This is a genomic window from Pedobacter aquatilis (assembly GCF_030409415.1).
GTDB lineage: Bacteria > Bacteroidota > Bacteroidia > Sphingobacteriales > Sphingobacteriaceae > Pedobacter > Pedobacter aquatilis.
The window spans coordinates 1-23,185 of the sequence record NZ_JAUFPW010000032.1 but is presented as its reverse complement, the minus strand read 5'-3'; the positions used below and the strand labels follow the sequence as shown (position 1 = coordinate 23,185).

Genomic DNA, 23,185 nt, shown 5'->3' with positions numbered 1-23,185 from the left:
TACCTCGCAATGACGTAAATCAAAGATTAATCCCTAACCAAATGAAAAAAATAATTTATCTGCTACTTTTTGTAGCGGCCTTTACATCCTCTTGCAAAAAATCTTCAACTGAGGGAGGAATTGAAACGCCAACCAACCCGACAACTGATTTACCTGCCGGTGCAAAAGATGGTGTGGCGTTCATCAATAATGGAACATCAGCAATTGTTACGCTTTATGTGCCAGGAAAAACTTCTGTTTCTTTAATCGGCGAATTTAACGATTGGTCTACATCGGCTTCTGTAATGAAAAAAACAAGCGATGGAAATACCTGGTGGATTCAAATCGATAATTTAAATCCAAATACGGAATATGCTTACCAGTTTTATATTGATGGAAAATTAAAGGTTGCCGACCCGTATTGTGAGAAAATTTTAGACCCTGAAAATGATAAATACATCTCCTCATCGGTTTATCCAAATTTAAAAAGCTATCCCACAGGAAAAACAACTGGTATTGTGAGTATAATGCAGGCGAACCAACCCAGCTACACTTGGAAAAATAATGGTTTTGTTCGTCCTGAGAAAAATAATCTGGTGATTTATGAATTGTTGATTCGCGATTTTACAACAGAGCATAGTTACGCCTCAACACTGGCTAAATTAGATTATTTGGTGAACATGGGCATCAACGCCATCGAACTAATGCCCGTAAACGAATTTGAGGGTAATCTCAGTTGGGGTTATAATCCTTCATTTTATTTTGCTGCTGATAAATATTATGGTACAAAAACTGCCTTACAAAATTTTATAGATGAATGTCACGGAAGAGGAATTGCCGTAATTTTAGATATGGTGCTCAACCATTCTTTCGGTCAATCGCCAATGGTTCAAATGTATTTTGATGGTGCTAAACCAACAGCTAACAACCCTTGGTTTAATGTTGATGCTAAACATCCCTTTAACGTTGGTTATGATTTTAACCATGAAAGTGCTGCAACCAAAAAGTTCTCGAAAGATGTGATTAAATTCTGGATGCAGCAATATAAAATTGATGGTTTCCGTTTTGATTTATCGAAAGGTTTTACGCAAAACCCATCTGCTGATGATGCCGTTTTCAGAAAGTACGATGCCAGTCGTGTTGCCATTTGGAAAGAATACAATAGCTACATAAAGAGCATCGACGCTAATAATTTTTATGTGATTTTAGAACATTTTGCAGAAGAATCAGAAGAGAAAGTATTGGCAGATGAGGGCATGATGCTTTGGAATAACCTAAATTATAACATGAATGAAGCCACAATGGGCTGGTTGGGCGGTTCTGATTTCTCCTGGGGTTTTTATGCCAAACATGGTTTTAGCAAAGCTGATGGTTTGATTACTTACAACGAAAGTCATGATGAAGAGCGATTGAATTATAAGAACATCTCGTTCGGAAATATGTCTGGCAGCTATTTGGTTAAAGGCAATTTGTCCACTTCACTAAAGCGACAAGAAATGGCGGCTGCATTTTTATTCGCCATTCCTGGTCCAAAAATGGTTTGGCAATTTGGTGAGTTAGGCTATGATGTAAGTATCGATTTTAATGGCAGAACAGGCGAAAAACCAATTAAGTGGGAATATTTCTCGGATGGAAACCGAAAAGCATTGTACGATGCATACGCTAAGTTTATCAAATTGAAGAAGAATAACAGCATATTCAATTTAAGCAACTCTACTTATAATTTAACAAGTGGTGTTAAATACATTAAACTAACTGAAGGTACAAATACGGTTATGGTAGTTGGAAATTTTGATGTCATCAATCAAACTACGAATGTTGATTTTGGTACTTCAGGAACGTGGATTGATGCTTTGGGCGGAACGATAAATTTATCTGCGAATAATTACAGTGCGACTTTGGCTCCTGGAGAATACCACATTTTTAGCAAGGTCGCTTTAAAGTAAAACACACTTTAATTTACCGAAGCCGCCAATAATTAATTTATTATGCATAAATCTGATTGTTGGCGGTTATTTTATACATATTTATCTCTATTTTAGCTAGGATTACCCCCCAACAACTAACTAATATATGGAGAACAAACTTGCGCATCATTTGCTATGGGAACGATTACGTTCTGCCGATAAGGATGCCTTTTTTGATCTCTATAAAGAACTTTATTATCCGCTGGTAAACTTTGGCATTCGGGTTTGTGCCGATGCAGATATCGCTAGCGAGGCAACCGATTTAGTTTTTACAACCATTTGGGAGAAACACGAAACCCTTACCCGGGTAGATAATGTTGAAGCCTATCTACGAACCTTTCTTAAACGTAAACTTATCCGAATTCTTGAACGGAAGAAAAAATTGAGTGTTGCGCTAAATAACGCAGGAGCAGATGGTGAATGGATGGAGATGAGTTATGAGGAATTTATTATTAAAGTGCAAAGTGATGAATTGATCAAACATCAACTCAAAAATGCTTTGGAAAAACTCACTTTCAGACAGAAACAATTGATTCATTTAAAATTTTTTGATGGTTTAAGCTACGAGCAAATTGCAGAACAAACTAATCAAACCATTAAAACAGCTTACAATACAATTTATGACGCACTTAAGGTGTTGAGGAAAGAGTTAAAATCTTAACTGATATCGCATGTCTCTCTTGCCGTTATCTCGACTGGAGCATAGCGCAATGGAGAGATCTTTGAACTTTACATATTGCAAAGATTTCTTGGCTACGCTCGAAATGACGGTCCAGATTTTCATATCATGGTTTTCTTTACGGTAATTCTTTCAAATACGAAAATCTTAAAGCTTTCATAAGTTTATAGCATTAAGATTCCCACCTGCGTGGGAATGACGAGATTTTCATTTAATAATTTGGATTTTTGTTCTGTATCCTAAAATTCTATTTCCTCTTTATTTAGTGTTGCAGGGCAATATATCGCATTGTTAAAAAAAAGTTAAAATTTCTTTAGGAAAAAGTAAAGCTTTTTGGCACTGTTATATAAAAGCCAAATAATAATGATTGATAGAAGTCAGTTCAATTCAGAAGACTTTCTTGTTGATAGCACTTTCCAGCAATATTGCGCTGGTACAGATAAGCTATGTGTAGGATATTGGGAAAAATATATTAAGGCACATCCAGAGCAAGCTGAAGTTATAACCGAAGCTAAAAAGTTATATTTTATACTTAGCGGAAACAAACAGCCTATTAATAGTCAGCTGAAAAGTTTCAAGGAAAATTTTAATACTACATCGAAAACTTTAAAAATTAAACCTTTATGGTTAAAAATTGCTGCAGCAATACTTTTAGTAGGTTTCATTGGGTTCATTTATCAAAAATACCAAGCTAAAACTTCAGATGAACCAATAACAATCGCTCAAGTTTTTAAAACTAAAACCGGCGAGCGAAAAAAAATCACATTATCTGATGGCACAACAGTTTTATTAAATGCTAAGAGTTCGCTATCTGTTACTAAAGATTTTAATGAGAATTTGCGTGAAGTGGTTTTAACTGGCGAGGCATATTTCGATGTTGTGCATGATAAAGAGAAACCATTTCAAGTTCACACGGCAGATTTTAATATCAATGTACTCGGAACATCTTTTAATGTAAAAGCTTACCCAGATGAAGTTACATCAGAAGCTACGTTGATTAATGGCTTAATTACTATGGAGGCCATTAATGGAAACGGAGGTACAATTACTTTAAAGCCTAGTCAAAAAGTTACTTTTTATAAAAATTTGCCTCAGGCTCAATCTAAAAAAATCTTAAAACCAGCTTCTACACGACCGGAAATCACAATTAACCATTATACTTTAATTAAGGATAGTACAATTGTAGAAACCGCGTGGACCAAAAATAGAATTGAAATATACGATCAGGATTTTGATGAGATAAAAGGCGTACTGGAAAAATGGTTTAACGTAGAAATTAAGTTTGCCAATCCGGAAATTGAGAAGTATCGTTTTACAGCAACATTTATTAATGAAAACATAGAACAAGTTATGTCCACACTACAAAAAGTAGAAAGTTTTAAATATGAAATAAAGGGAAATCAAGTAATCATTTCGAAGTAGAAAGGAAAGGACGGTGTTGGCGCACCGCCCTTAAATTTTTCTTTGATTAATCAAATGGCAGTTTATGCGCAAACAGATTGCTGCCAGATAATTATGCAACCAAAAAAAACAAAAATATGATTTATTATTACTTACTGCAAGGGCATCCGAAATACCGGAAGCTTTTAAAATTCATTATGCTAATGAAACTAACCTGTATTATGGTTTTCATTACCTGCCTTAATGTTTCTGCATCAGTTTTTTCTCAGGAAAAAATTTCACTTGATGTAAAGAAAACGAAGTTGGCCAGGGTTTTACAGATTATTGAGCAGCAAAGCAGTTATCATTTTGTGTATAGCTCTTCTTACGTTCCTGTTAACAAGGATGTAAGTATTACAGTTTCTAATACATTGGTAACAGATGTTTTATCTACAATCTTAAACAGAACAAATTTAAAGTATTCAGTTTCTGATGGAGGCTTAATTGTTATCAGCAGAAATAAAGAAGTTCCAATTTCTGGAACTGTTAAAGATGCACAAGGCGGTTCGTTACCTGGAGCCACAGTAAGGGTAAAAGGAACGGCCATTGGTACATCAACAGATGTTAATGGCAAATTTGCTTTGAATGCTCCTGAAAATTCAGTTTTAGTTATTTCTTACGCAGGTTTTCAAACAAAAGAAATCTCTGTAAGTAATCAAACCAACATTGACATAGTTTTAGCTGAAGATACAAAGCAGCTTACTGATGTTGTGGTTACAGCATTAGGCATCAAAAAAGAAAGAAGGGCTTTAGGCTATTCAGTAACACAAGTTGGTGGCGAAACCTTAACGCAAGCTCGTGAAAATAACATCACGAATTCATTAGTTGGTAAAGTTGCTGGTTTAGATATTGCCGGAACATCGGGCGGTGCTGGTGCTGCAACTAACGTAACCATTCGTGGCGTTTCTAGTTTAGGCTCATCAAGTCAGCCATTATATGTGGTAAACGGTATCCCGATGGAAAGTGCGCCGGTTGGATTTGGAAGCACAATAGGAATTGGTAATAATGGTGGACAGTATGATAATGCACCCGATTTAGGTGATGCAATAAGTAACTTAAACCCAGATGATATTGAAAGTATTTCTGTTCTAAAAGGTGCAGCAGCATCTGCGCTATATGGTAATAGAGCAAAAGCAGGTGTAATTTTAATTACAACTAAGAGTGGAAAAGGAAACAGCATAGAATTTAGTAGTAATTATGTTGCCGAACAGGTAATGGACAGAACAAACTGGCAATATGTTTATGGTCAGGGTGTAAATGGATTAAAACCGACTACACAATTAGCTGCGGCTTCAACCGGGAGTTCTAGCTGGGGTGCCAGATTAGATGGCAGTAGCGTAATCCAATTTGATGGTGTAAACAGACCGTACACTGCACAGGAAAATAATATTGAAGATTTTTACAGAACCGGAGGAAGCTGGACTAACACACTTGCCTTAAATAAATCGTTTACTGGTGGTGTTATTCGTTTATCAGGCAGCGATTTAACAAATAAGTCTGTTGTGCCAAACTCTGGATTAGATAGACAAAACTTTACCTTATCAGGAACATTTGATCCAATCAAAAACTTGGTTATTGATGCTCGTGTAAATTATATCTTAGAGCAAGCCAAAAACAGGCCGATGCTTTCAGATGGCGCTGGTAATGCAAACTATAATGCTGCATTTTTACCAACAAGTGTAAATATTTCTACCTTACAGCCAGGTAAATTACCTAATGGAAATGAACTTTCTTACAATACTGGTAATCCTTATGCAACAAACCCATGGTTTGCGGCAAATGATTTTATTCATAATACCAAAAGAGAACGTTTATTAAGCTCATTCAGTGCTAAATATACTTTTGATAATGGTTTGTTTTTACAAGGTAGGGCTGGTAGAGATTCATATAATGATAGCTACATCGCGGTTACGCCTTCTGGTACAGCTTATGATGCAGATGGCGGTTATACCGAACAAAACAGTAAATTCTCCGATATTAATGTTGATGGTTTAATTGGTAAATCTTTTAAGGTTAATGATTTCTCCATTACACCAAACATTGGCGCAAGTTATCGTCGTACAAAAAGCGAAGCGGTTACCAATGGAGGTGCATCCTTCCAGTTATTCGGTATTTATACTTTAGCTAATACAGGTGGCAAATCGGTTTCAGCTTATAAGCAAGATCAGGAAACACAATCAGTTTATGGAACTTTAGAACTTGCTTATAAAGATGTTTTATATTTAACAGGTAGTGCACGTTCAGACTGGTTCTCAACACTTGCTACGCCAGGTAAAGATAATAAGCTTAACGTAATTTATCCTGCAGTTAGTGGTTCATTCGTGTTTTCTGAACTATGGAAACCATCTTTTTTAAGCTTTGGTAAATTAAGAGCAGGTTATGCAATGGTTGGGCAAGCAACTATTCCTTTCCAAACGCAACTTTATTACAATTTACGTAGCGAATCCATCAATAATAATCCGTTAGGGAACATTGTTAATGGTTCTATTCCAAACTCCTCTTTAAGAGCTTCAAAAGCAACGGAGTTAGAAATTGGTACTGAAATGAAATTTTTTAAGGATAGGTTAAGTTTGGATTTCACTTGGTATAATAAAAAATCTACTGATGAGATTCTGCCTGTTCCAACTTCTACTACAACAGGTTATAGCGGTGCCGTTTTAAACATTGGCGAGCTCAGAAATAAGGGTATTGAAGCTTTAGTTTCTGGTGTAGTTTTAAAGAATGAGGATTTCAGTTGGACTTCAAGCGTAAATGGTTCATATAATGATAATAAGGTAATCACTCTTGCGCCTGGAACGGCTTCTCAGTTATTAGCAACCTCTAGAAGTAATGTTGGTTTCTTACAAAATTTGGAGGGGAAAGCTATTGCACAGGTTATGGCTTATGATTTCTTATATGATGCAAGCGGTAATATCATTAAAGATGCAAATGGCGCACCACAAAGAGGAGAGTTAAAAGCTTATGGTTCAGCATATAATAAATGGGCTGCAGGTTGGAACAACGAATTCAATTACAAAGGTGTAAATCTATCTTTCTTAATTGATGGGAAATGGGGCGGAAAAATCTTTTCTGCAACAGATTACTACGGTTATATTTTTGGCTTACATCAGGCAACACTCGAAAATCGTGATGCTTTGGGGGTAAATGCTGCTAATTATTACAGCACTTACGCTAACAATGTTTCAAAGCAATTCGTTCAGGATGCAAGTTTTATCAAATTCAGACAAGTAATACTTGGTTATAACTTCCCGGCAAAAATGTTTAACAACAAAATTAAAGGATTAAACGTAAGTTTTGTCGGACGTAACTTATTTATCCTAATGAAAAGAACGGATAATATCGACCCTGAATCTAGTTATAATGCAACCATTCCAGGTATGGAGCTAGGTGGTGTACCTCCTGTACGTACTTACGGTTTGAATTTAAGTGTTAAGTTATAATCATCTAAACGAATTGAAAATGAAAACGATCATAAAATTATACGTACCACTTTTATTATCTGGTTTACTACTGATATCTGGGTGTACAAAAGACTTCGAGAAAATTAATACCGACCCGGTTTCGGTAAGTCAGGAGCAATATAATCCAAATTACCTTCTATCTACCGCACAACTAACATATACAGGCAGCACCGATTTCGCCTACGAAACTTGGAGAGGGAACTTAATTTATGCTGCAACAATGATGCAAGGCATGTCATCTGTAATTGGCTATTGGGCGGGAGATAAATACATGTTGAACGAAGGCTACACTGCTGCTTATTGGGAAAAAGCTTATCCAGATCAGGTAAAATATGCTGTTGATTTGGTTGAGTTTACTAGAGGTAAAGCACAGTATAACAATGTTTATAATATGGGCAGAATCTGGAGAGCTTTAATTTTTGAAAGATTAACCGATTTGTATGGCGATATTCCTTATTCTGATGCAGGAAAAGGTTATTATTCTGCAATTTTATACCCAAAATATGATTCGCAACAAGCTATTTATACAGATTTATTGAAAGAAGTTGATGAAGCTTCTACAGCATTAAATGCCTCTGGAGATGTGGTAAGCGGCGATTTGGTTTTTGGCGGTGATGTTGCGAAATGGAAGCGTTTTGGCAATAGCCTAATGTTACGCATGGCGATGCGCTTAACTAAGGCCGATGCAACACTTGCACAAACCTACATTACAAAAGCAGTTGGTAAAACAATGACCAGCGAAGGTGATAATGCAATTTTTAAACATGATGCAAATGGTGGACGAGTTACGCAAAACAGAAATGCACAGGTTTTATTAGGAGATGGTGGTCAGGAAAACTACTACACCAGATGGAGTAATACCTTTATTAATTTCTTAAAGAGCAATAACGACCCACGTTTAAGCAAAATTGCCGTAACCAAATTGTATTTAACTGATGGTAGCAAAACGCAAAACCCTAATTTTATAACTACAGCATCCGTACAAAAAGGTATGCCAAATGGTAAAGATTTGAGCGGTATTGCAGGTAGAGATGTTCGTCAGGATGCTTCTTATACTGATTTTACAGATTATTCTTCTCCACACCCGGGCATGTTAAAAAGAGATGGTAATACATTTATTTTAACGTATGCAGAAAGTGAATTACTTTGGGCCGAAGCTGCGCAACGTTTCAATATCGGTGGTTCGGCCGCTACGCACTACAATGCAGGTGTAACCTCGGCAATGACATTCCTTTCTCAGTATGATGCGGCAATGGCTGTAAATGCTAGTGATGCAGCAGCTTATTTAATTGCACATCCTTATGTTGCAGCAAACGGATTAGATATGATTGCTACTCAATATTGGGCGCATACCATCACCATGTTAGATTTTTACGAAACATGGGCAAGCTGGAGAAGAACAGGATTACCTGCTTTGGTGCCAATTGTATATCCAAATACGAACACTGGCGGCTCAATTCCTCGTCGTTTTCCTTACCCTTTGGCAGAAGGTGTATCTAATGCGGCAAACTATAAAGCGGCTTCGGCAGCGGTTCCAGGTGGCGATAAGCTTGTTGGAAGGGTTTGGTGGGATAAGTAATTTCAACATCTAAGTATCTCAATGAACGGTTCTGTGAATAGCAGAGCCGTTTTTTATAGTAACATTTTCAATGTTTTTTTGAATAGCAAAAGCTTTAGTTTGATATTTATGGTTCAAACCAAACTTTAAATGAAATTCAAATTTATACTATCGGCATGTTTGCTTACAAGCTTTTTTGTTAGCGCTCAGCAAGCGCCCAGAAGAACTCCTGCAAAAGAAACTACAACAACATCTCAAATTACCCTTAAAGAAGAACCCAAACCCACAGGAACCGAAAGAACCATTAAGGTAGAAAGTTCAGTTGTAACCAATCACAGTGTAAATATCAGCGGCAAATCAGTACCTTATAAAGCTACAACTGGTACTTTGCCCGTTTGGGATGAAGATGGTAAAGCTATTGCCGGATTATTTTATACTTATTATGAAAGAAGTGATATTCAAAATCGCGATAAAAGGCCTTTAGTTATTTCTTTTAATGGCGGTCCGGGTTCTGCCTCTGTTTGGATGCACATCGCTTACACTGGTCCGGTGGTTTTAAATATTGATGATGAAGGTTATCCCGTACAACCTTATGGCTACAAAGAAAATCCTTATTCTATTTTGGATGTTGCCGATATCGTTTATATCGACCCGGTAAACACAGGTTATTCGAGAGCCGTTAGCAAAGATATTCCGGGAAGTAAATTTTTTGGTGTTCGTGCTGATATTAAATATTTGGCAGAATGGATTAATACTTTCGTTACCAGAAATAATCGCTGGGCATCGCCTAAATTTTTAATTGGTGAGAGTTACGGAACAACTCGTGTTTCGGGCTTGGCTTTAGAATTGCAAAATAACCAATGGATGTACTTAAACGGCGTTGTTTTGGTTTCGCCAACTGAATTAGGTATAGAACGTGGTGGCCCGGTTGATGCGGCTTTGCGGTTACCTTATTTTGCCGCAACCGCCTGGTATCACAAAGCATTAGCTACTGATTTACAATCAAAAGATTTAACGGCAATGCTTCCCGAAGTGGAGCAGTTTACCATAAATGAAGTGATTCCGGCAATTTCGCAGGGTGCTATGTTAAGTGTCGAAAAGAAAAAGGCAATCGCTGCTAAAATGGCTCGTTACTCAGGTATTTCTGAAAAGGTTTTTATCGATTACAACCTTAATGTGCCAACCAATTTTTTCTGGAAAGAACTTTTAAGGGATAAAGGTTTCACCGTTGGTCGATTGGATTCTCGTTACAAGGGCATCGATAAAATGGCGGCTGGTGATGGTCCGGATTATAATGCAGAATTAACTTCGTGGTTGCATTCTTTTACGCCGGCTATAAATATGTATCTGAGAAATGAGTTGAATTATAAAACCGATTTAAAGTATAATATGTTCGGCTCCGTGCACCCATGGGATAATTCTGGCGACAGAACCGGCGATAATTTACGTCAGGCGATGGCACAAAACCCTTACTTACATTTGCTGGTTCAGTCTGGTTATTATGATGGTGCTTGCGATTATTTCAATGCAAAATACAGCATGTGGCAGTTAGATGCTGCGGGCAAATTGCAAGATAGAATGAGTTGGCAAGGCTATAGAAGCGGACACATGATGTATCTACGTAAAGATGACTTAAAAACTTCTAATGAACATATTCGTGAGTTTATAAAGAAAGCATTACCAAAAGCAGGCGAAGCGGCTAAATTTTAGTCAAGATTTAATGGATTTAAGGATTAAAGTTTATAACATTCAATCTTTTTAAATCTGCGTTTTTATCTGCGAAAATCTGCGAGAAAAATTTTAAAGCTTAATATTATTTGAAGCGCAAAGACAGTACAACTATCAATCGTTAGTCCTGCTTTGCGCTTCAATCTTTTTGTCATTGTCACACAAAACTTGACGATTGCCGCAACAAAAAGTATTTCCGCTACAATCATGGCTCTTTAACATTGGCATCTGCACGGAAAACCCTCCATATTTGTATAAACCGGAGTATCTAAACCTGATAGTAGCGCTATCCTTTTGTGTTGTCATCCTGAGCGTAGTCGAAGGAAGCACAATAGATATAGCGAATAGCAGGACAAATCCCTCCATAGCATTACTAAAGTAGCTTTTCAAAAAAAAGATACTTGAAAGTTTCTGTAATTATTTCTATTTTTCTAAAAAATCAGGTAACAATGAAACTCGTTCTCAATCTAATCTGCATAATTGCTGCAATAATATTAATCAGCTTTGGGGTAAATTATATTAGCCAACCATCTAATTTGAAGGTTTACTTTGGGGTATTTGTAATTATTGTTGCATTTGTAATTTTATATTTTCCTATCAACAAACTATTTAAAAAACTTTAACGCTCATGGAATACGAAGCAACCGCAAGAGGAACGCTTATTAAAAGAATTATTAGATATGGCTCAATTTTTATTGGATTAATAATTATTTATGCCATCCAACCTTTTACTTACGAGAACATTGATGCCGGAAATGTAGGCATCAAAATTAATTTATATGGCTCAGACCGTGGCGTTGACAACATTACAATTGTTACCGGTAGGGTTTGGTACAATACCTGGACAACCAAGATTGTGGAGTTCCCAACTTACACGCAATCTGTAGATTATGAGCCTTTTGTAGTAACTACAAAAGATGCCGCCGAATTTAAGGTAGACCCAAAGTTAAACTACCATGTAAACTCTACTATGGTTCCACAGATTTACAGACAATACCGTAAACCGCTGGCCGAAATTGAGCAGCAATTTATGCGTAACACCATTTATGATGCTTACCGAATTGTAGCCAACTCTTTCAGTTCTGATTCGGTTATGAGTAATCGCGAACGTTTTGAGGATAGAATTCAGATGATTTTAACCAAAAACCTGAGTAAAGATGGTTTCGTGTATGATCAGTTAACCTCTGCAATTACACCTCCGGAAAGTTTAAGACAAATGATTGATGAAAAAAATGCATCAATACAAGCTCGTTTAAAGGCAGAAAATCAGGCAAAACAGGCCGATGCAGAAGCAAAAGTTAAGGTTGCAACCGCAACTGGTGAAGCCCAGGCTTTATTGGTACGTGCCAAAGCGGAATCTGAGGCGAATAAATTGAGGCAACAATCTTTAACACCATTATTGGTTCAACAACAATGGATTCAAAAGTGGGACGGTAAGCTGCCGACAACGCAGGCTGGCGGAAATTCGAGCTTTATGCTGCCTTTGAAATAATTTTTTTAAGTGTTAATAAAACACTAACTGTAGCAAACTAAAAATAAATACTTATTTTTGCTGTCCAATTATGCAGCAAATAAAAACATCATTCGATTTTGAGAAACCTATTGCCGATTTAGTTCAGCAAATAGAAAAGGTTAAGCAAGTTGCCGAAAAGACTAAGGTAGATATGTCTGCCACTTTAGATGAACTTGATGGTAAATTAGATGAAACCACAAATAATTTATATAAAAATTTAACCGGCTGGAATAAGGTTCAAATGAGCCGCCACCCTGATAGACCACAAACACTGGATTATATAAATATGATTTGCGATGATTTTATCGAACTTCATGGTGATAGAACAGTTAAAGACGATAAAGCGATTATAGGTGGTTTTGCAACGATTAACGGTCAAACGGTAATGGTTATTGGTCACCAGAAAGGTAAAAACACTAAAGAGCGCCAGTTCCGTAATTTCGGTATGGCTAATCCGGAAGGTTACCGTAAAGCTTTACGTTTAATGCGCTTGGCAGAAAAGTTTAATAAACCGGTAGTTTCTTTTATTGATACGATGGGTGCTTACCCAGGTTTAGAAGCAGAAGAACGTGGTCAGGGTGAAGCGATTGCCAGAAACTTACTTGAAATGTCGGTTTTACGTGTGCCAATTATTTGTGTAGTGGTAGGCGAGGGTGCTTCGGGTGGTGCTTTAGGTATTGGTATTGGTGATAAGGTTTACATGTTAGAACATACTTGGTATTCTGTTATCTCTCCAGAATCTTGTTCATCTATTTTATGGAGAAGCTGGGATTTTAAAGAGAAGGCTGCAGAATGTTTGAAATTAACATCTGATGATATGTTTGGCAACAAGCTAATTGATGGTATTATTCCAGAGCCATTAGGTGGTGCACACCAAGATCCTGAGTTAATGGGACAAACGCTTAAAGATTATCTTTTAAAAGATTTAGCTGCTTTAGGCAAAGTTAAAACTGATAAACTAATTGAGCAGAGAATTAATAAGTTCTGCGAAATGGGGCTTGTAAACGAATAAATTTAACTAATTATTATATTAAACCTGCTTAAATTAAGCGGGTTTTTTTGTGGGTAATTTTTTATAACACGTCGTCGTGCTGAATTTTCATTTTTTTTTATTGCTTTTGAATTGTATTCAAGAGGACTTCGCCGGTTATTTCCGCATCCTAAAGCGGTAAATATCTTGTAGAATTACGATGTTTGTAGAGCACGAAAACTTACGAAGTCTTGAGTGTTTCGTTTGGAAACTTCGCAAGTTTTGTGTTAAGAAGCAGACCCTGAAATAAATTTAGGGTGACGACATAACGGGAGGGAAAATAAAAAAAGCAGTTACACATTCATGCAACTGCTTATAAAATCCTTTTATTTATTAATTATTCAGCAGGTTGCTGACCAAAGTATCTGCTAAATCTGCCTTCTAATGCTGTAAACTGGCGTTCTAATTGAGTGCTCACCTTGGTCTGACCTAATGCTTTAGACGTTTTGACCATTTTATCAAGGTAATATAAACCAGTTTGAATATTCTGCATACCAGTTAAGCTCGATTTCGAATCTGAAATATCTGCAAGGTAATTTAGCTCCTTGGTAATATAATCGCCTGATTTCATTAAGATATCATTTGCTCTAGCATTTTCGCCAAGCTTATATAAGTTCTCTGCCATGTAATATTTTACTACAACCGTACGGATTCCGTAAAATTTATCTGGCATTACTTCGAAGTATTTGTTTACCACTTTTTTCGCCTCATCAACTTTACCTTCTTTAATTAAGCTTCCGGTTAAACTGCTAAAAATGTTTGTGAAAATGAAAGTATCATCAGCTGATTGTGGATCTAAATACTTGGCAGTTTTCATGTTACCCCATTTAAATTTATCCATTACATTTTTATAAAGTACCGGGGTATTTAACAATTCTGCTCTTTCCTCACCTGATGTTGTATCTGCCTGAAGTGGCAACAACCTTAATGCTAAACCTTCATTATATAAATACTTGTCTAAACCATTATATTGTTCAGAAGGTACGGTAGAGGCGAAGTAAATTGGGCGTTTCCAGTTGTTGTGTGCTAATATATCAAACATTGCCAATGTGCCTTTAGTAACATAACCTTTGTTAAATTTCCATTCCATTGCAGGCGTAATTTTAGCAGCATCGGCAGCCGGAACTGTTCCTGTACTGATAACTTCCTGAGGATTGATGGTTAGTTTGAAATTCTTAGTTGGTAAGAAATTCGATTTTGTTCCATCCTGCATCGCTACTTTATCCTCATCACTATCAGATAATAATAAATCGACTACGTTTTTAAGCTCTACACTGCCTGCAATTTTATAATCATCGTAAGGCATTACATCACGCTCGCCTTGTACAAATTGCGATTCCTTCATCGAAATTGGCAATGGTTCAGAATCGTTTTGTTTTTGCTTCATACCATTAATATACCAATCGGTATCGAATAAGCTTAAGTTCACAATTCTCACATCCGGGCGTACTTTTTCTACCTCCTGAATGTACCAAAGTGGATAAGTGTCATTATCACCGTAAGTGAAAATAATGGCATTTGGCGCACAAGATTGTAAATAATCGTAAGCAATATCATGCGCTACTAATTTGGTAGAACGATCGTGATCATCCCAACCTTGCTGAGCCATAATTATTGGTGCTGCAAATAAGCCAATAACTGTAGCGGCAATTGCACCAGTTGTTGGTGTTAGCTTCTTGAGCAGCCATTCCTTTAGGGCAAGTACGCCCAAACCAATCCAAATGGCAAAAGCATAGAATGAGCCTACGTAAGCATAATCACGTTCACGAGGTTCAAGAGGTTTTTGATTAAGGTATAATACAATTGCTATACCTGTAAAAAAGAATAACAAACCAACAACACCAGCATCTTTTTGATTGCGTTGGAAATGCCAGATGGCACCTAATAAACCAATAATCAATGGTAAAAAGAAGAATCTATTGTATGCTTTATTATCTACTGTTGATGGTGGCAAATTGGTTTGATTGCCGTGCCAGATTGCATCAATAGGTTTAATACCACTAAGTGAAGTACCTTCAAAACCGCTGCCTTGTCCTTGTTCATCATTTTGGCGGCCAATAAAATTCCAGCCGAAATAACGTAAGTACATATAGCCAATTTGATAGCTGAACAAGAAACCAACGTTATCAGCCGTGTTTGGTTTTTTGCTAGGATCAAGGTGCATCCATTCTTTATAAAAATCTGCGTGACGTTGATCGTCGCTATACATACGAGGTAAAAAAGTATTGTCGCTGTATTGATAATCACTTTTCTTACCGGCAACTTCATATTTGTCTGCACCTTTTCTGTAGATGGTTTTGCCTTGCTCCACACCAATGCGTTCAGAGTTATAATTTGGACCAAAAACCAATGGTCTGTCTCCGTATTGTTCACGGTTTAAATAGCTTAAAAAAGAGAAAGCATCTTTTGGAGCACTGTTATTTAAGTTTGGGTCTGCCTTCGCTCTAATGATAATCATGGCAAATGAAGCGTAGCCGAATATGATTAAAACGGTAGAAATTAACCCTAAGTTTAAAAGTTTTTTTTGATGTTGAATAGAATATCTGATACCCCAAACCAATAAACCAATTACAATAACTGCGAAAAATAATACACCAGTTCCGAAACCTAATCCTAAGGTATTAACAAAAAATAAATCGAAACTTGCACCAAATGAAACTAAATACTGAATAATACCGTATTGAATAACACCCAATATTAAAATACCAACAACTAAGGTTTTAAAAATGCCCGATGTGGTAACTTTATCTGCTCTTTTGAAATAATAAATAAACGCAATAGCCGGAATGGTTAATAAATTTAATAAGTGAATACCAATTGATAAACCCATTATGTAGGCAATGAATAATAACCATCTGTCTGCCCGAGGTTCATCTGCATGAGATTCCCACTTTAAAATGCCCCAAAATACAATTGCTGTAAATAATGATGACTGTGCATAAACCTCTGATTCTACCGCCGAAAACCAGAAACTATCAGAAAAAGTATAAGCTAAGGCACCAACAATACCAGCACCCATAATGCTGTACAGATTGGCTGTAGAAACCTCTTCACCCACTTTAACAAGTGTTTTTTTCGCTAAAGCAGTAATAGTCCAGAATAAGAATAAGATGGTTGCAGCACTGGCAATGGCAGAGCCAATATTCATCCAGTAGGCAACTTTAGTAACATCGCCGAAGGCAAAAACACCAAAGAAACGTTGTATCATTAAAAATAGCGGTGCTCCTGGTTGGTGTACAACTTGCATTTTTAACGCAGAGGCGATAAACTCGCCGCAATCCCAGAAACTAACTGATGGTTCTAAGGTTAAAACGTAAGTTATTGTAGCAATTAAAAAGCAGAACCAGCCTACTATATTATTAACTTTTGAATAATTCATTGGTTTTTGATAATGGATAATTAAATATTATTGCACATAAAAATGCTGCCGAAATTAATTAATATAGTCGATAAATAAGGAAAATCTCTTATTGTTTTTACAATTTTTAACGGTTTATTTTTCTTTGCTGCTGATGATTTAGTGTCGCCAAATTAGTTTTAAATAAGAAAACCCATGTTTTTCTGTTAAATTTAAAAACATGGGTTTCTTTGGCAGACTTAAAATTTAGCCGTTGAAAAACGGCGAGAATCTATCTAGCAGCTGATTATATTGCTTTTCCAGCTTCTGGCTTAAATCCTTTTGTTTATAGCTATGGGTAAGTTTTACCATCTCGCCAAAATAGGTTAGGTAGGTTTGAATGTCACGTTGGTTGGTTAGCCTGTCTTTACTCTCGGTAACATCCGCAAGGTAATTTAATTCTTTGCTCATGTAATCTGCAGATTTATTGATAAAGGCGTTTGCCCGGTTCAAATCATTTAATCGGTAAAGATTTTGGGTAAAATAAAAAGAACTCATCACATGGCGCATGCTGTAAAATTTAATTGGCATTACCTCGTAATATTTCTCTACAGCTTTTTTGCTTTCAGTAATTTTGTTTTCTGTAATTAATTCGCCAATCAAACCATTAAACATATTTGTAAACATCGCTACATCATCGGCAGATTGTCTATCTAGGTGTTTCGCGTTTTTAATATTTCCCCATTTATAAACATTTAACATATTGTTTAAGTATGGTTTTACATTTATCTGTTCATATATCTCGGTCTTATCATTATCTGGAATTAATGGTAACAATCTCAAATTCAATCCTTCCGTGTACAAGTACCTGTCTAAACCAATATATTGTTCATCGGGCATTGCGTTTGTAAAATAAATCGGGCGTTTCCAGTCGTTATGGCTTAAAATATCCATTAAAGCAAGTGTACCTTTGGTTACGTAATTGTCCTTGTATATCCATTCCATGCTGCCTGCAATTTTTCCGGCATCCTCAACCGGAACGGTTCCGGTATCTAAAACATCTTTTTTATTAACTGTAATTTTAAAGTTTTTTGTTGGGAGGATGTTTGATTTCGAACCGTCTTGCAGTGTGATTTTATCTTCATCATTATCAGATAATAAAACCTCCAATATTTGTTTCAGTTCAATGTTTTGAGCAATTTTATAATCCTGGTAATACATCACTTCTCTGGTGCCCTCAGCGTATTGTTCAGGTTTCATGGAGATTGGCAAAGCAGCTGATTCGTTTTGCTTTTTCCGCAAACCATCAATTGTCCAATCAAAATTTAATAAACTTAAGTTAACCACACGAACATCAGGGCGAATATGTCCTACTTCTTGTGCATACCAAACCGGAAAAGTATCATTATCACCATAGGTGAATAAAATAGCATTCGGAGCGCAAGATTTTAAATAATTGGCAGAAATATCTTTTGCCAAATAACTCTCTGACCGATTATGATCACCCCAACCCTGACTGGCCATAATTATTGGTGCTGCGAATAAACCAATTACCGAAGCGAAGGTTGCTGCCATTCTCGGCGTAAGTTTTTTGAAAACCCATTCTTTAATACCGATAACGCTTAAGCCAATCCATATTGTAAAAGCATAAAATGAGCCTACATAAGCATAATCTCTTTCGCGTGGCTCGATAGGTACAGAGTTTAAATATAGAACAATGGCAACGCCAGTAAAGAAAAATAATAAACCAATAACGCCAGCATGTTTTTGGTTGCGTTTAAAATGCCAGATTGCCCCGATTATTCCTATAATCAGTGGTAAAAAGAAAAATCTATTGTAAGCCTTGTTATCTACAATTGACGGAGGTAGGTTTTTTTGATTTCCAAGTCTGATCGCATCCAATGGTTTAACACCACTTAACCAACCCCCACCATTTTCGCCAAGCTGACCATCAATATTGTTTTGTCTGCCAACGAAATTCCACATGAAATACCTTATGTACATATGCCCGACTTGAAATGAGGACATATACTTTAGGTTATCCATTAGTGTTGGCGTGTGCGAATCATCGAAGCCCATCCAGTTTTTATAAAAATTGATATGTTCAGCCTTGTCGCTATACATTCTTGGTATTGGCGTAGTCTTATCGAAAATGTATTTTGAATTGCTGCCTGCTGATTCGTATTTACCACTAAAACCCTTTCTGTAAAGTTTTTCAGTTTCTTTTAAGTCTACTTTTGGTGAATTGTAATTTTCCCCAAATATTAATGGTCTGCTGCCATATTGTGCTCTGTTAACATATTTTAGAAATGAAAACGCATTATCTGGATTGGTATTGTTGAGGTTTGGTTTTGCTTGCGCCCGTATGATCAATAAGGTAAACGAACTGTAACCAAAAATTAATAATACAGTAGATAGTAAAGCAAGGTTTAAAACTTTCTTATTGTTTTTGATAGAATATCTGATGGAAATAACCAATCCTCCGATTAAAAGTATTGCAAAAAATAAGACACCAGATCCAAAACTCAATCCCATTTTGTTTACAAAAAACAAATCGAAATATGCAGCCGTTGAAACCATATATTGTATAATTCCATACTGAACAAAGGCTAAAATGAAAATGGAAACAACCAATGTTTTTAGAATGCCTTTAGTAGTTGGGTTTGGCTTTTTACGGAAATAGTAAACAAATATTACCGCCGGGATAACCAATAAATTTAAAAGATGCACACCGATTGATAAACCAATGATATACGCAACAAAGGCAAGCCACCTGTCTGCTCTGGGTTCATCGGCTTTAGCTTCCCATTTAAGTATGCCCCAAAGTGCAACAGCTGTACAAAGCGACGACATTGCATAAACCTCCGCTTCTACTGCCGAAAACCAAAAGCTATCAGAAAATGTATAAGCTAAAGCACCTGTTAAGCCAGCACCAATAATGGTTATGGTTTCAGAAATGCTAATTGCGCTATTTTTTTTGATTAATATTCGTTTGGCCAGAGCAGTTATCGTCCAGAATAAAAACATAATGGTTGCTGCACTTGCTAATGCTGATGCCACATTCATCAGGTAGGCAACTTTACTATTATCACCAAAAGATAATGCTGAAAATGCTTTTTGAATCATAGAAACTAATGGTGCACCGGGTTGATGTACCACTTCTAAACGGAAAGCCGAAGCAATAAATTCGCCGCAATCCCAAAAACTTACTGAAGAATCTAAAGTTAAAATATAAGTTGTTGCAGCAACAAAAAAACACAGCCAGCCGCCAAGGTTATTAATTTTCGAATAATTCATAGTCTGGTTAATGATTGATATTAAATTAGTTATAGGTTTTAACCTATAAAGTCGGATTTAATGGAAGAATGTTGCATGGTTAGCTAAGATTTTTGTCAAAAAATAAAAGATGAAAAAAAATGATTTTTTTTTGGAATCGCTCTTGCATAATTAAAATATGCTTCCTACATTTGCATTCCCAATCGGGGAGATAATCTTCGATTAGTAGTTTGTCCGATAGTATAAGGGTAGTACGACAGTTTTTGGTACTGTTTGTCTTGGTTCGAATCCAGGTCGGACAACAAATTTAGCATCGGATTGTGTAAGTCAAATTACATAATCCGATTTTTTTTAACCGTAAACTACACGGATCATGCCATTGCAGTTTAACCCGGTAAAACTATTTTCCGGAACAGGTTCAAGAGGATTATCACTAAAAATTGCTGAACATTACGGCAAGCCACTTGGTGATGTAACCATCCACAAATTCAGTGATGGCGAATTTCAACCTTCTTTCGATGAGTCAATCCGCGGTTGCGATGTTTTTCTAATCCAATCTACTTATCAGCCCAGCGATAATTTAATGGAACTTTTGTTAATGGTTGATGCTGCTAAAAGAGCTTCGGCACATTACATTACTGCAGTAGTTCCATATTATGGTTTAGCTCGTCAAGATAGAAAAGATAAACCTCGTGTAGCAATTGGGGCTAAATTGGTTGCTAATTTATTAAAATCGGCAGGTATTCACCGCATTATGACGATGGATTTGCATGCTGCACAGATACAAGGTTTTTTCGATATTCCGGTTGATCACCTGGATGGTTCGGTTATTTTTGTTCCTTATATCAAAAGTTTAAAACTGCCTAATTTAACTATTGCATCACCAGATATGGGTGGTTCTTACAGAGCCCGTACTTTTGCGAAGTTTTTTAATGCAGAAGTAATTATTTGCGATAAGCGCCGTAAACGTGCCAACGAAATCGAATCAATGTCGATTATTGGTGATGTTAAGGGACAAGATGTTGTTTTGATTGATGATATTTGCGATACCGCAGGTACTTTATCAAAAGCAGCAGCTTTAATTATGGAAAACGGTGCTTCTAGTGTTAGAGCAGTTTGTACGCATGCTGTTTTATCTGGTAAGGCCATTGAAACGGTAGAAAATTCTGTTTTATCAGAGTTAATTGTAACTGATACAATTCCATTGAAGCAAGAAAGTGAAAAAATCAGAGTGTTGAGTACAGCAAGTTTATTTGCAAGAGCGATTGCTAATGTAAACGAACATGGCTCAATCAGTGATTTGTTTAGAGTATAAATTAAGTTGAAAGTATAGGGCTAAGGTTTAGGTCTAAATGCTAATAAAAACACTAGGTAGGAGGTAAAAGGTTTAAGATGTGAGGTCTTGATGCTTGATATCAAATACTTACTACTAACAATTAAATAAATAAAAAATGAAAACAATCGCTATTAGCGGTTCTCCAAGAGAGAACGTAGGGAAACGCGATGCTAAGGAACTTCGTTACGAAGGTAAGGTTCCTGCAGTATTGTATGGTGGTAAAGAGCAGCAACACTTTGCTGTAGTAATTTCTGATTTAAAAAGCGTTATCTACACACCAGATGTAAATTTTGTGGAAATTGAAGTTAACGGAACAAAAACTAAAGCTATCGTAAAAGATACTCAGTATCATCCATTAACAGACGTTTTAATGCACATCGATTTTCTTCAGTTATTTGACGATAAAGAAATCGTTATGGAAATTCCGGTTAAATTAACAGGAACTTCTCCAGGTGTTAAAATGGGTGGTAAATTAATTCAGAAGTTACGTAAACTTCGTGTTAAAGCTTTACCAGCTAACATGCCACAAAATGTTGAAGTAAGCTTAGAGAAATTAGAGGTTGGTAGTTTATACCGTGTACGCGACTTAAAAGTTGAAGGTTACGCAATCACTAACACTCCTGAAGATACTATCGTTTCTGTTGCAATGTCTAGAGCATTAAAACAAGCAGAAACTGAAGCTGCAAAAGGTAAAAAATAATTAAGATTTCTTGGTTATTACAGAGAACGGCTCGAATTTATTCGAGCCGTTTTTTTTGAGGCAGGATTTTCGGGATTTAAAGATTTTCATGATTTTGGTTGCTTTATTATGCTCTTTTCGCTAGTTTTTTTTTCATCTGTATTTTAGCATCCAAACTTCCGTCTCCGGACTTCCGACTATATTCCGTCTTATTTGTTCTTTCCGCTTTAAGCATTTACCTTTGCCCGCATGAAATATCTTATTGTTGGCTTAGGGAATATTGGTCCGGATTATGCGCACACACGCCATAACATTGGTTTTGATATTGCCGATGAACTGGTAAAAGACTTGGGTGGAAACTTTGATAACATCCGTTTGGCTTATTATGCTGAAGTAGGTTTCAAAGGCAAAAAACTCCACGTTATTAAACCAACAACTTTCATGAATTTGAGTGGCAAAGCCGTTAACTATTGGATGAAAGAACTTAAAATTTCACCTGAAAATGTTTTGGTTATTGTAGATGATTTGGCACTTCCGCTTGGCAAACTTCGTTTAAAATTACAAGGCAGCAGCGCCGGACATAACGGCTTAAAAAGTATTGAGGAGGTTTGCGGAGGACAAAATTATGCTCGTTTAAGATTCGGAATCGGAAACGATTATCCCAAAGGAAGGCAAGTAGATTTTGTGCTAGGTTTGTTTGATAAGCAAGAACAACTCGAATTGCCGGCATTAATTGATAAAAGTGTCGATTTGATAAAAAGTTTCGTTACAATTGGACCTGCTCACACTATGACGGCGTTTAATAAGTAAAGCTCTTTTAATTCTAAAGTATTAAGCCAATTAATTTCTTTTTTTTGAGCTTAAGGGCTGGTAATCCTTAGGTGAAATCTGTCCCGCTTTCCGTTTCAATCTTTTTAAACTCCTGTCATGCTGAGGTGCGTAGCATCTGTTTCATCGGTTGCAGATGCTTCGTGCCTCAGCATGACAGCATATTTTCGGTAAGTACAAAAGAAAGTATTTCCACGTCAATCCGGGCTATTTAACTTAGTGTTCTGCCTTTGGGTGGGTTTTTATTGCACAGCACTTATTATGTAAACCCGCTGCAATCCTACCGTGTACCCACATCCTTTTGGATTTCGAATCCTAGATAGATGTTATAGAATTTCTTGAGACCAATTATTAGGGTTGTTGCACCAGGCTTT

13 protein-coding genes are annotated in these 23,185 nt (G+C 36.5%); 11 read left to right on the top strand and 2 right to left on the bottom strand.

Annotation, left to right across the window (positions count from 1 at the left end):
* Nucleotides 1–41: 41 nt before the first annotated feature.
* The 8 genes from QWY86_RS14220 (at nucleotide 42) to QWY86_RS14185 (ending at nucleotide 13,337) form a co-directional block, all read left to right on the top strand.
* A complete protein-coding gene (locus QWY86_RS14220) occupies nucleotides 42–1,925 on the top strand; it encodes an alpha-amylase family glycosyl hydrolase (RefSeq protein ID WP_290243006.1) in 1,884 nt (627 codons plus the stop codon).
* A 127-nt stretch (nucleotides 1,926–2,052) separates the two neighbouring features.
* Nucleotides 2,053–2,607 carry an RNA polymerase sigma factor gene (locus tag QWY86_RS14215; RefSeq protein ID WP_290243005.1) on the top strand — a complete coding sequence of 185 codons (555 nt, stop codon included), beginning with the start codon at nucleotides 2,053–2,055 and terminating at the stop codon, nucleotides 2,605–2,607.
* A 381-nt stretch (nucleotides 2,608–2,988) separates the two neighbouring features.
* Complete coding sequence (locus tag QWY86_RS14210) at nucleotides 2,989–4,047, top strand: FecR family protein (RefSeq protein ID WP_290243004.1); 1,059 nt, start codon at nucleotides 2,989–2,991, stop codon at nucleotides 4,045–4,047.
* Nucleotides 4,048–4,229: 182 nt separating this feature from the next.
* Nucleotides 4,230–7,505, top strand: coding sequence for a SusC/RagA family TonB-linked outer membrane protein (locus tag QWY86_RS14205; RefSeq protein ID WP_290243003.1), 3,276 nt, complete (start codon nucleotides 4,230–4,232; stop codon nucleotides 7,503–7,505).
* 19 nt (nucleotides 7,506–7,524) lie between these two features.
* Complete coding sequence (locus QWY86_RS14200) at nucleotides 7,525–9,105, top strand: SusD/RagB family nutrient-binding outer membrane lipoprotein (RefSeq protein ID WP_290243002.1); 1,581 nt, start codon at nucleotides 7,525–7,527, stop codon at nucleotides 9,103–9,105.
* Between the two features lie 129 nt (nucleotides 9,106–9,234).
* On the top strand, nucleotides 9,235–10,794 hold the full coding sequence (locus QWY86_RS14195; protein ID WP_290243001.1) for a S10 family peptidase: 1,560 nt from the start codon (nucleotides 9,235–9,237) through the stop codon (nucleotides 10,792–10,794).
* A 646-nt stretch (nucleotides 10,795–11,440) separates the two neighbouring features.
* The gene (locus tag QWY86_RS14190; RefSeq protein ID WP_290243000.1) at nucleotides 11,441–12,304 is read left to right on the top strand and encodes an SPFH domain-containing protein; all 864 of its coding nucleotides are present in this window, start codon (nucleotides 11,441–11,443) and stop codon (nucleotides 12,302–12,304) included.
* Between the two features lie 70 nt (nucleotides 12,305–12,374).
* Nucleotides 12,375–13,337, top strand: a complete 963-nt coding sequence (locus QWY86_RS14185) for an acetyl-CoA carboxylase carboxyltransferase subunit alpha (RefSeq protein ID WP_290242999.1) — start codon at nucleotides 12,375–12,377, stop codon at nucleotides 13,335–13,337.
* Nucleotides 13,338–13,692: 355 nt separating this feature from the next.
* On the opposite strand, the gene QWY86_RS14180 is transcribed toward QWY86_RS14185, so the two are convergent.
* Together QWY86_RS14180 and QWY86_RS14175 are read right to left on the bottom strand one after the other, a co-directional pair.
* Nucleotides 13,693–16,734 (bottom strand): DUF2723 domain-containing protein, encoded by a 3,042-nt coding sequence (locus QWY86_RS14180; protein WP_290242998.1) that lies wholly within the window; start codon nucleotides 16,732–16,734, stop codon nucleotides 13,693–13,695.
* Between the two features lie 225 nt (nucleotides 16,735–16,959).
* A complete protein-coding gene (locus QWY86_RS14175) occupies nucleotides 16,960–19,989 on the bottom strand; it encodes a glycosyltransferase family 117 protein (RefSeq protein WP_290242997.1) in 3,030 nt (1,009 codons plus the stop codon).
* Between the two features lie 352 nt (nucleotides 19,990–20,341).
* Here QWY86_RS14175 and QWY86_RS14170 point away from each other — a divergent pair, with 352 nt between their 5' ends.
* From QWY86_RS14170 to pth, 3 genes are all read left to right on the top strand, one after another.
* A complete protein-coding gene (locus QWY86_RS14170) occupies nucleotides 20,342–21,283 on the top strand; it encodes a ribose-phosphate pyrophosphokinase (protein WP_290242996.1) in 942 nt (313 codons plus the stop codon).
* 136 nt (nucleotides 21,284–21,419) lie between these two features.
* The gene (locus QWY86_RS14165; RefSeq protein ID WP_290242995.1) at nucleotides 21,420–22,004 is read left to right on the top strand and encodes a 50S ribosomal protein L25/general stress protein Ctc; all 585 of its coding nucleotides are present in this window, start codon (nucleotides 21,420–21,422) and stop codon (nucleotides 22,002–22,004) included.
* A 228-nt stretch (nucleotides 22,005–22,232) separates the two neighbouring features.
* Nucleotides 22,233–22,793: an aminoacyl-tRNA hydrolase gene (pth, locus tag QWY86_RS14160; protein WP_290242994.1), complete on the top strand. Its 561-nt coding sequence runs from the start codon at nucleotides 22,233–22,235 to the stop codon at nucleotides 22,791–22,793.
* Nucleotides 22,794–23,185 lie beyond the last annotated feature (392 nt).

Coding starts and splice junctions, on each gene's coding strand:
- QWY86_RS14165 (WP_290242995.1), top strand. CDS start 21,420: ATGAAAACAATCGCTATTAGCGGTTCTCCAAGAGAGAACGTAGGGAAA.
- QWY86_RS14190 (WP_290243000.1), top strand. CDS start 11,441: ATGGAATACGAAGCAACCGCAAGAGGAACGCTTATTAAAAGAATTATT.
- QWY86_RS14175 (WP_290242997.1), bottom strand. CDS start 19,989: ATGAATTATTCGAAAATTAATAACCTTGGCGGCTGGCTGTGTTTTTTT.
- QWY86_RS14215 (WP_290243005.1), top strand. CDS start 2,053: ATGGAGAACAAACTTGCGCATCATTTGCTATGGGAACGATTACGTTCT.
- QWY86_RS14205 (WP_290243003.1), top strand. CDS start 4,230: ATGAAACTAACCTGTATTATGGTTTTCATTACCTGCCTTAATGTTTCT.
- QWY86_RS14220 (WP_290243006.1), top strand. CDS start 42: ATGAAAAAAATAATTTATCTGCTACTTTTTGTAGCGGCCTTTACATCC.
- QWY86_RS14185 (WP_290242999.1), top strand. CDS start 12,375: ATGCAGCAAATAAAAACATCATTCGATTTTGAGAAACCTATTGCCGAT.
- QWY86_RS14210 (WP_290243004.1), top strand. CDS start 2,989: ATGATTGATAGAAGTCAGTTCAATTCAGAAGACTTTCTTGTTGATAGC.
- QWY86_RS14180 (WP_290242998.1), bottom strand. CDS start 16,734: ATGAATTATTCAAAAGTTAATAATATAGTAGGCTGGTTCTGCTTTTTA.
- QWY86_RS14200 (WP_290243002.1), top strand. CDS start 7,525: ATGAAAACGATCATAAAATTATACGTACCACTTTTATTATCTGGTTTA.
- QWY86_RS14170 (WP_290242996.1), top strand. CDS start 20,342: ATGCCATTGCAGTTTAACCCGGTAAAACTATTTTCCGGAACAGGTTCA.
- QWY86_RS14195 (WP_290243001.1), top strand. CDS start 9,235: ATGAAATTCAAATTTATACTATCGGCATGTTTGCTTACAAGCTTTTTT.
- pth (WP_290242994.1), top strand. CDS start 22,233: ATGAAATATCTTATTGTTGGCTTAGGGAATATTGGTCCGGATTATGCG.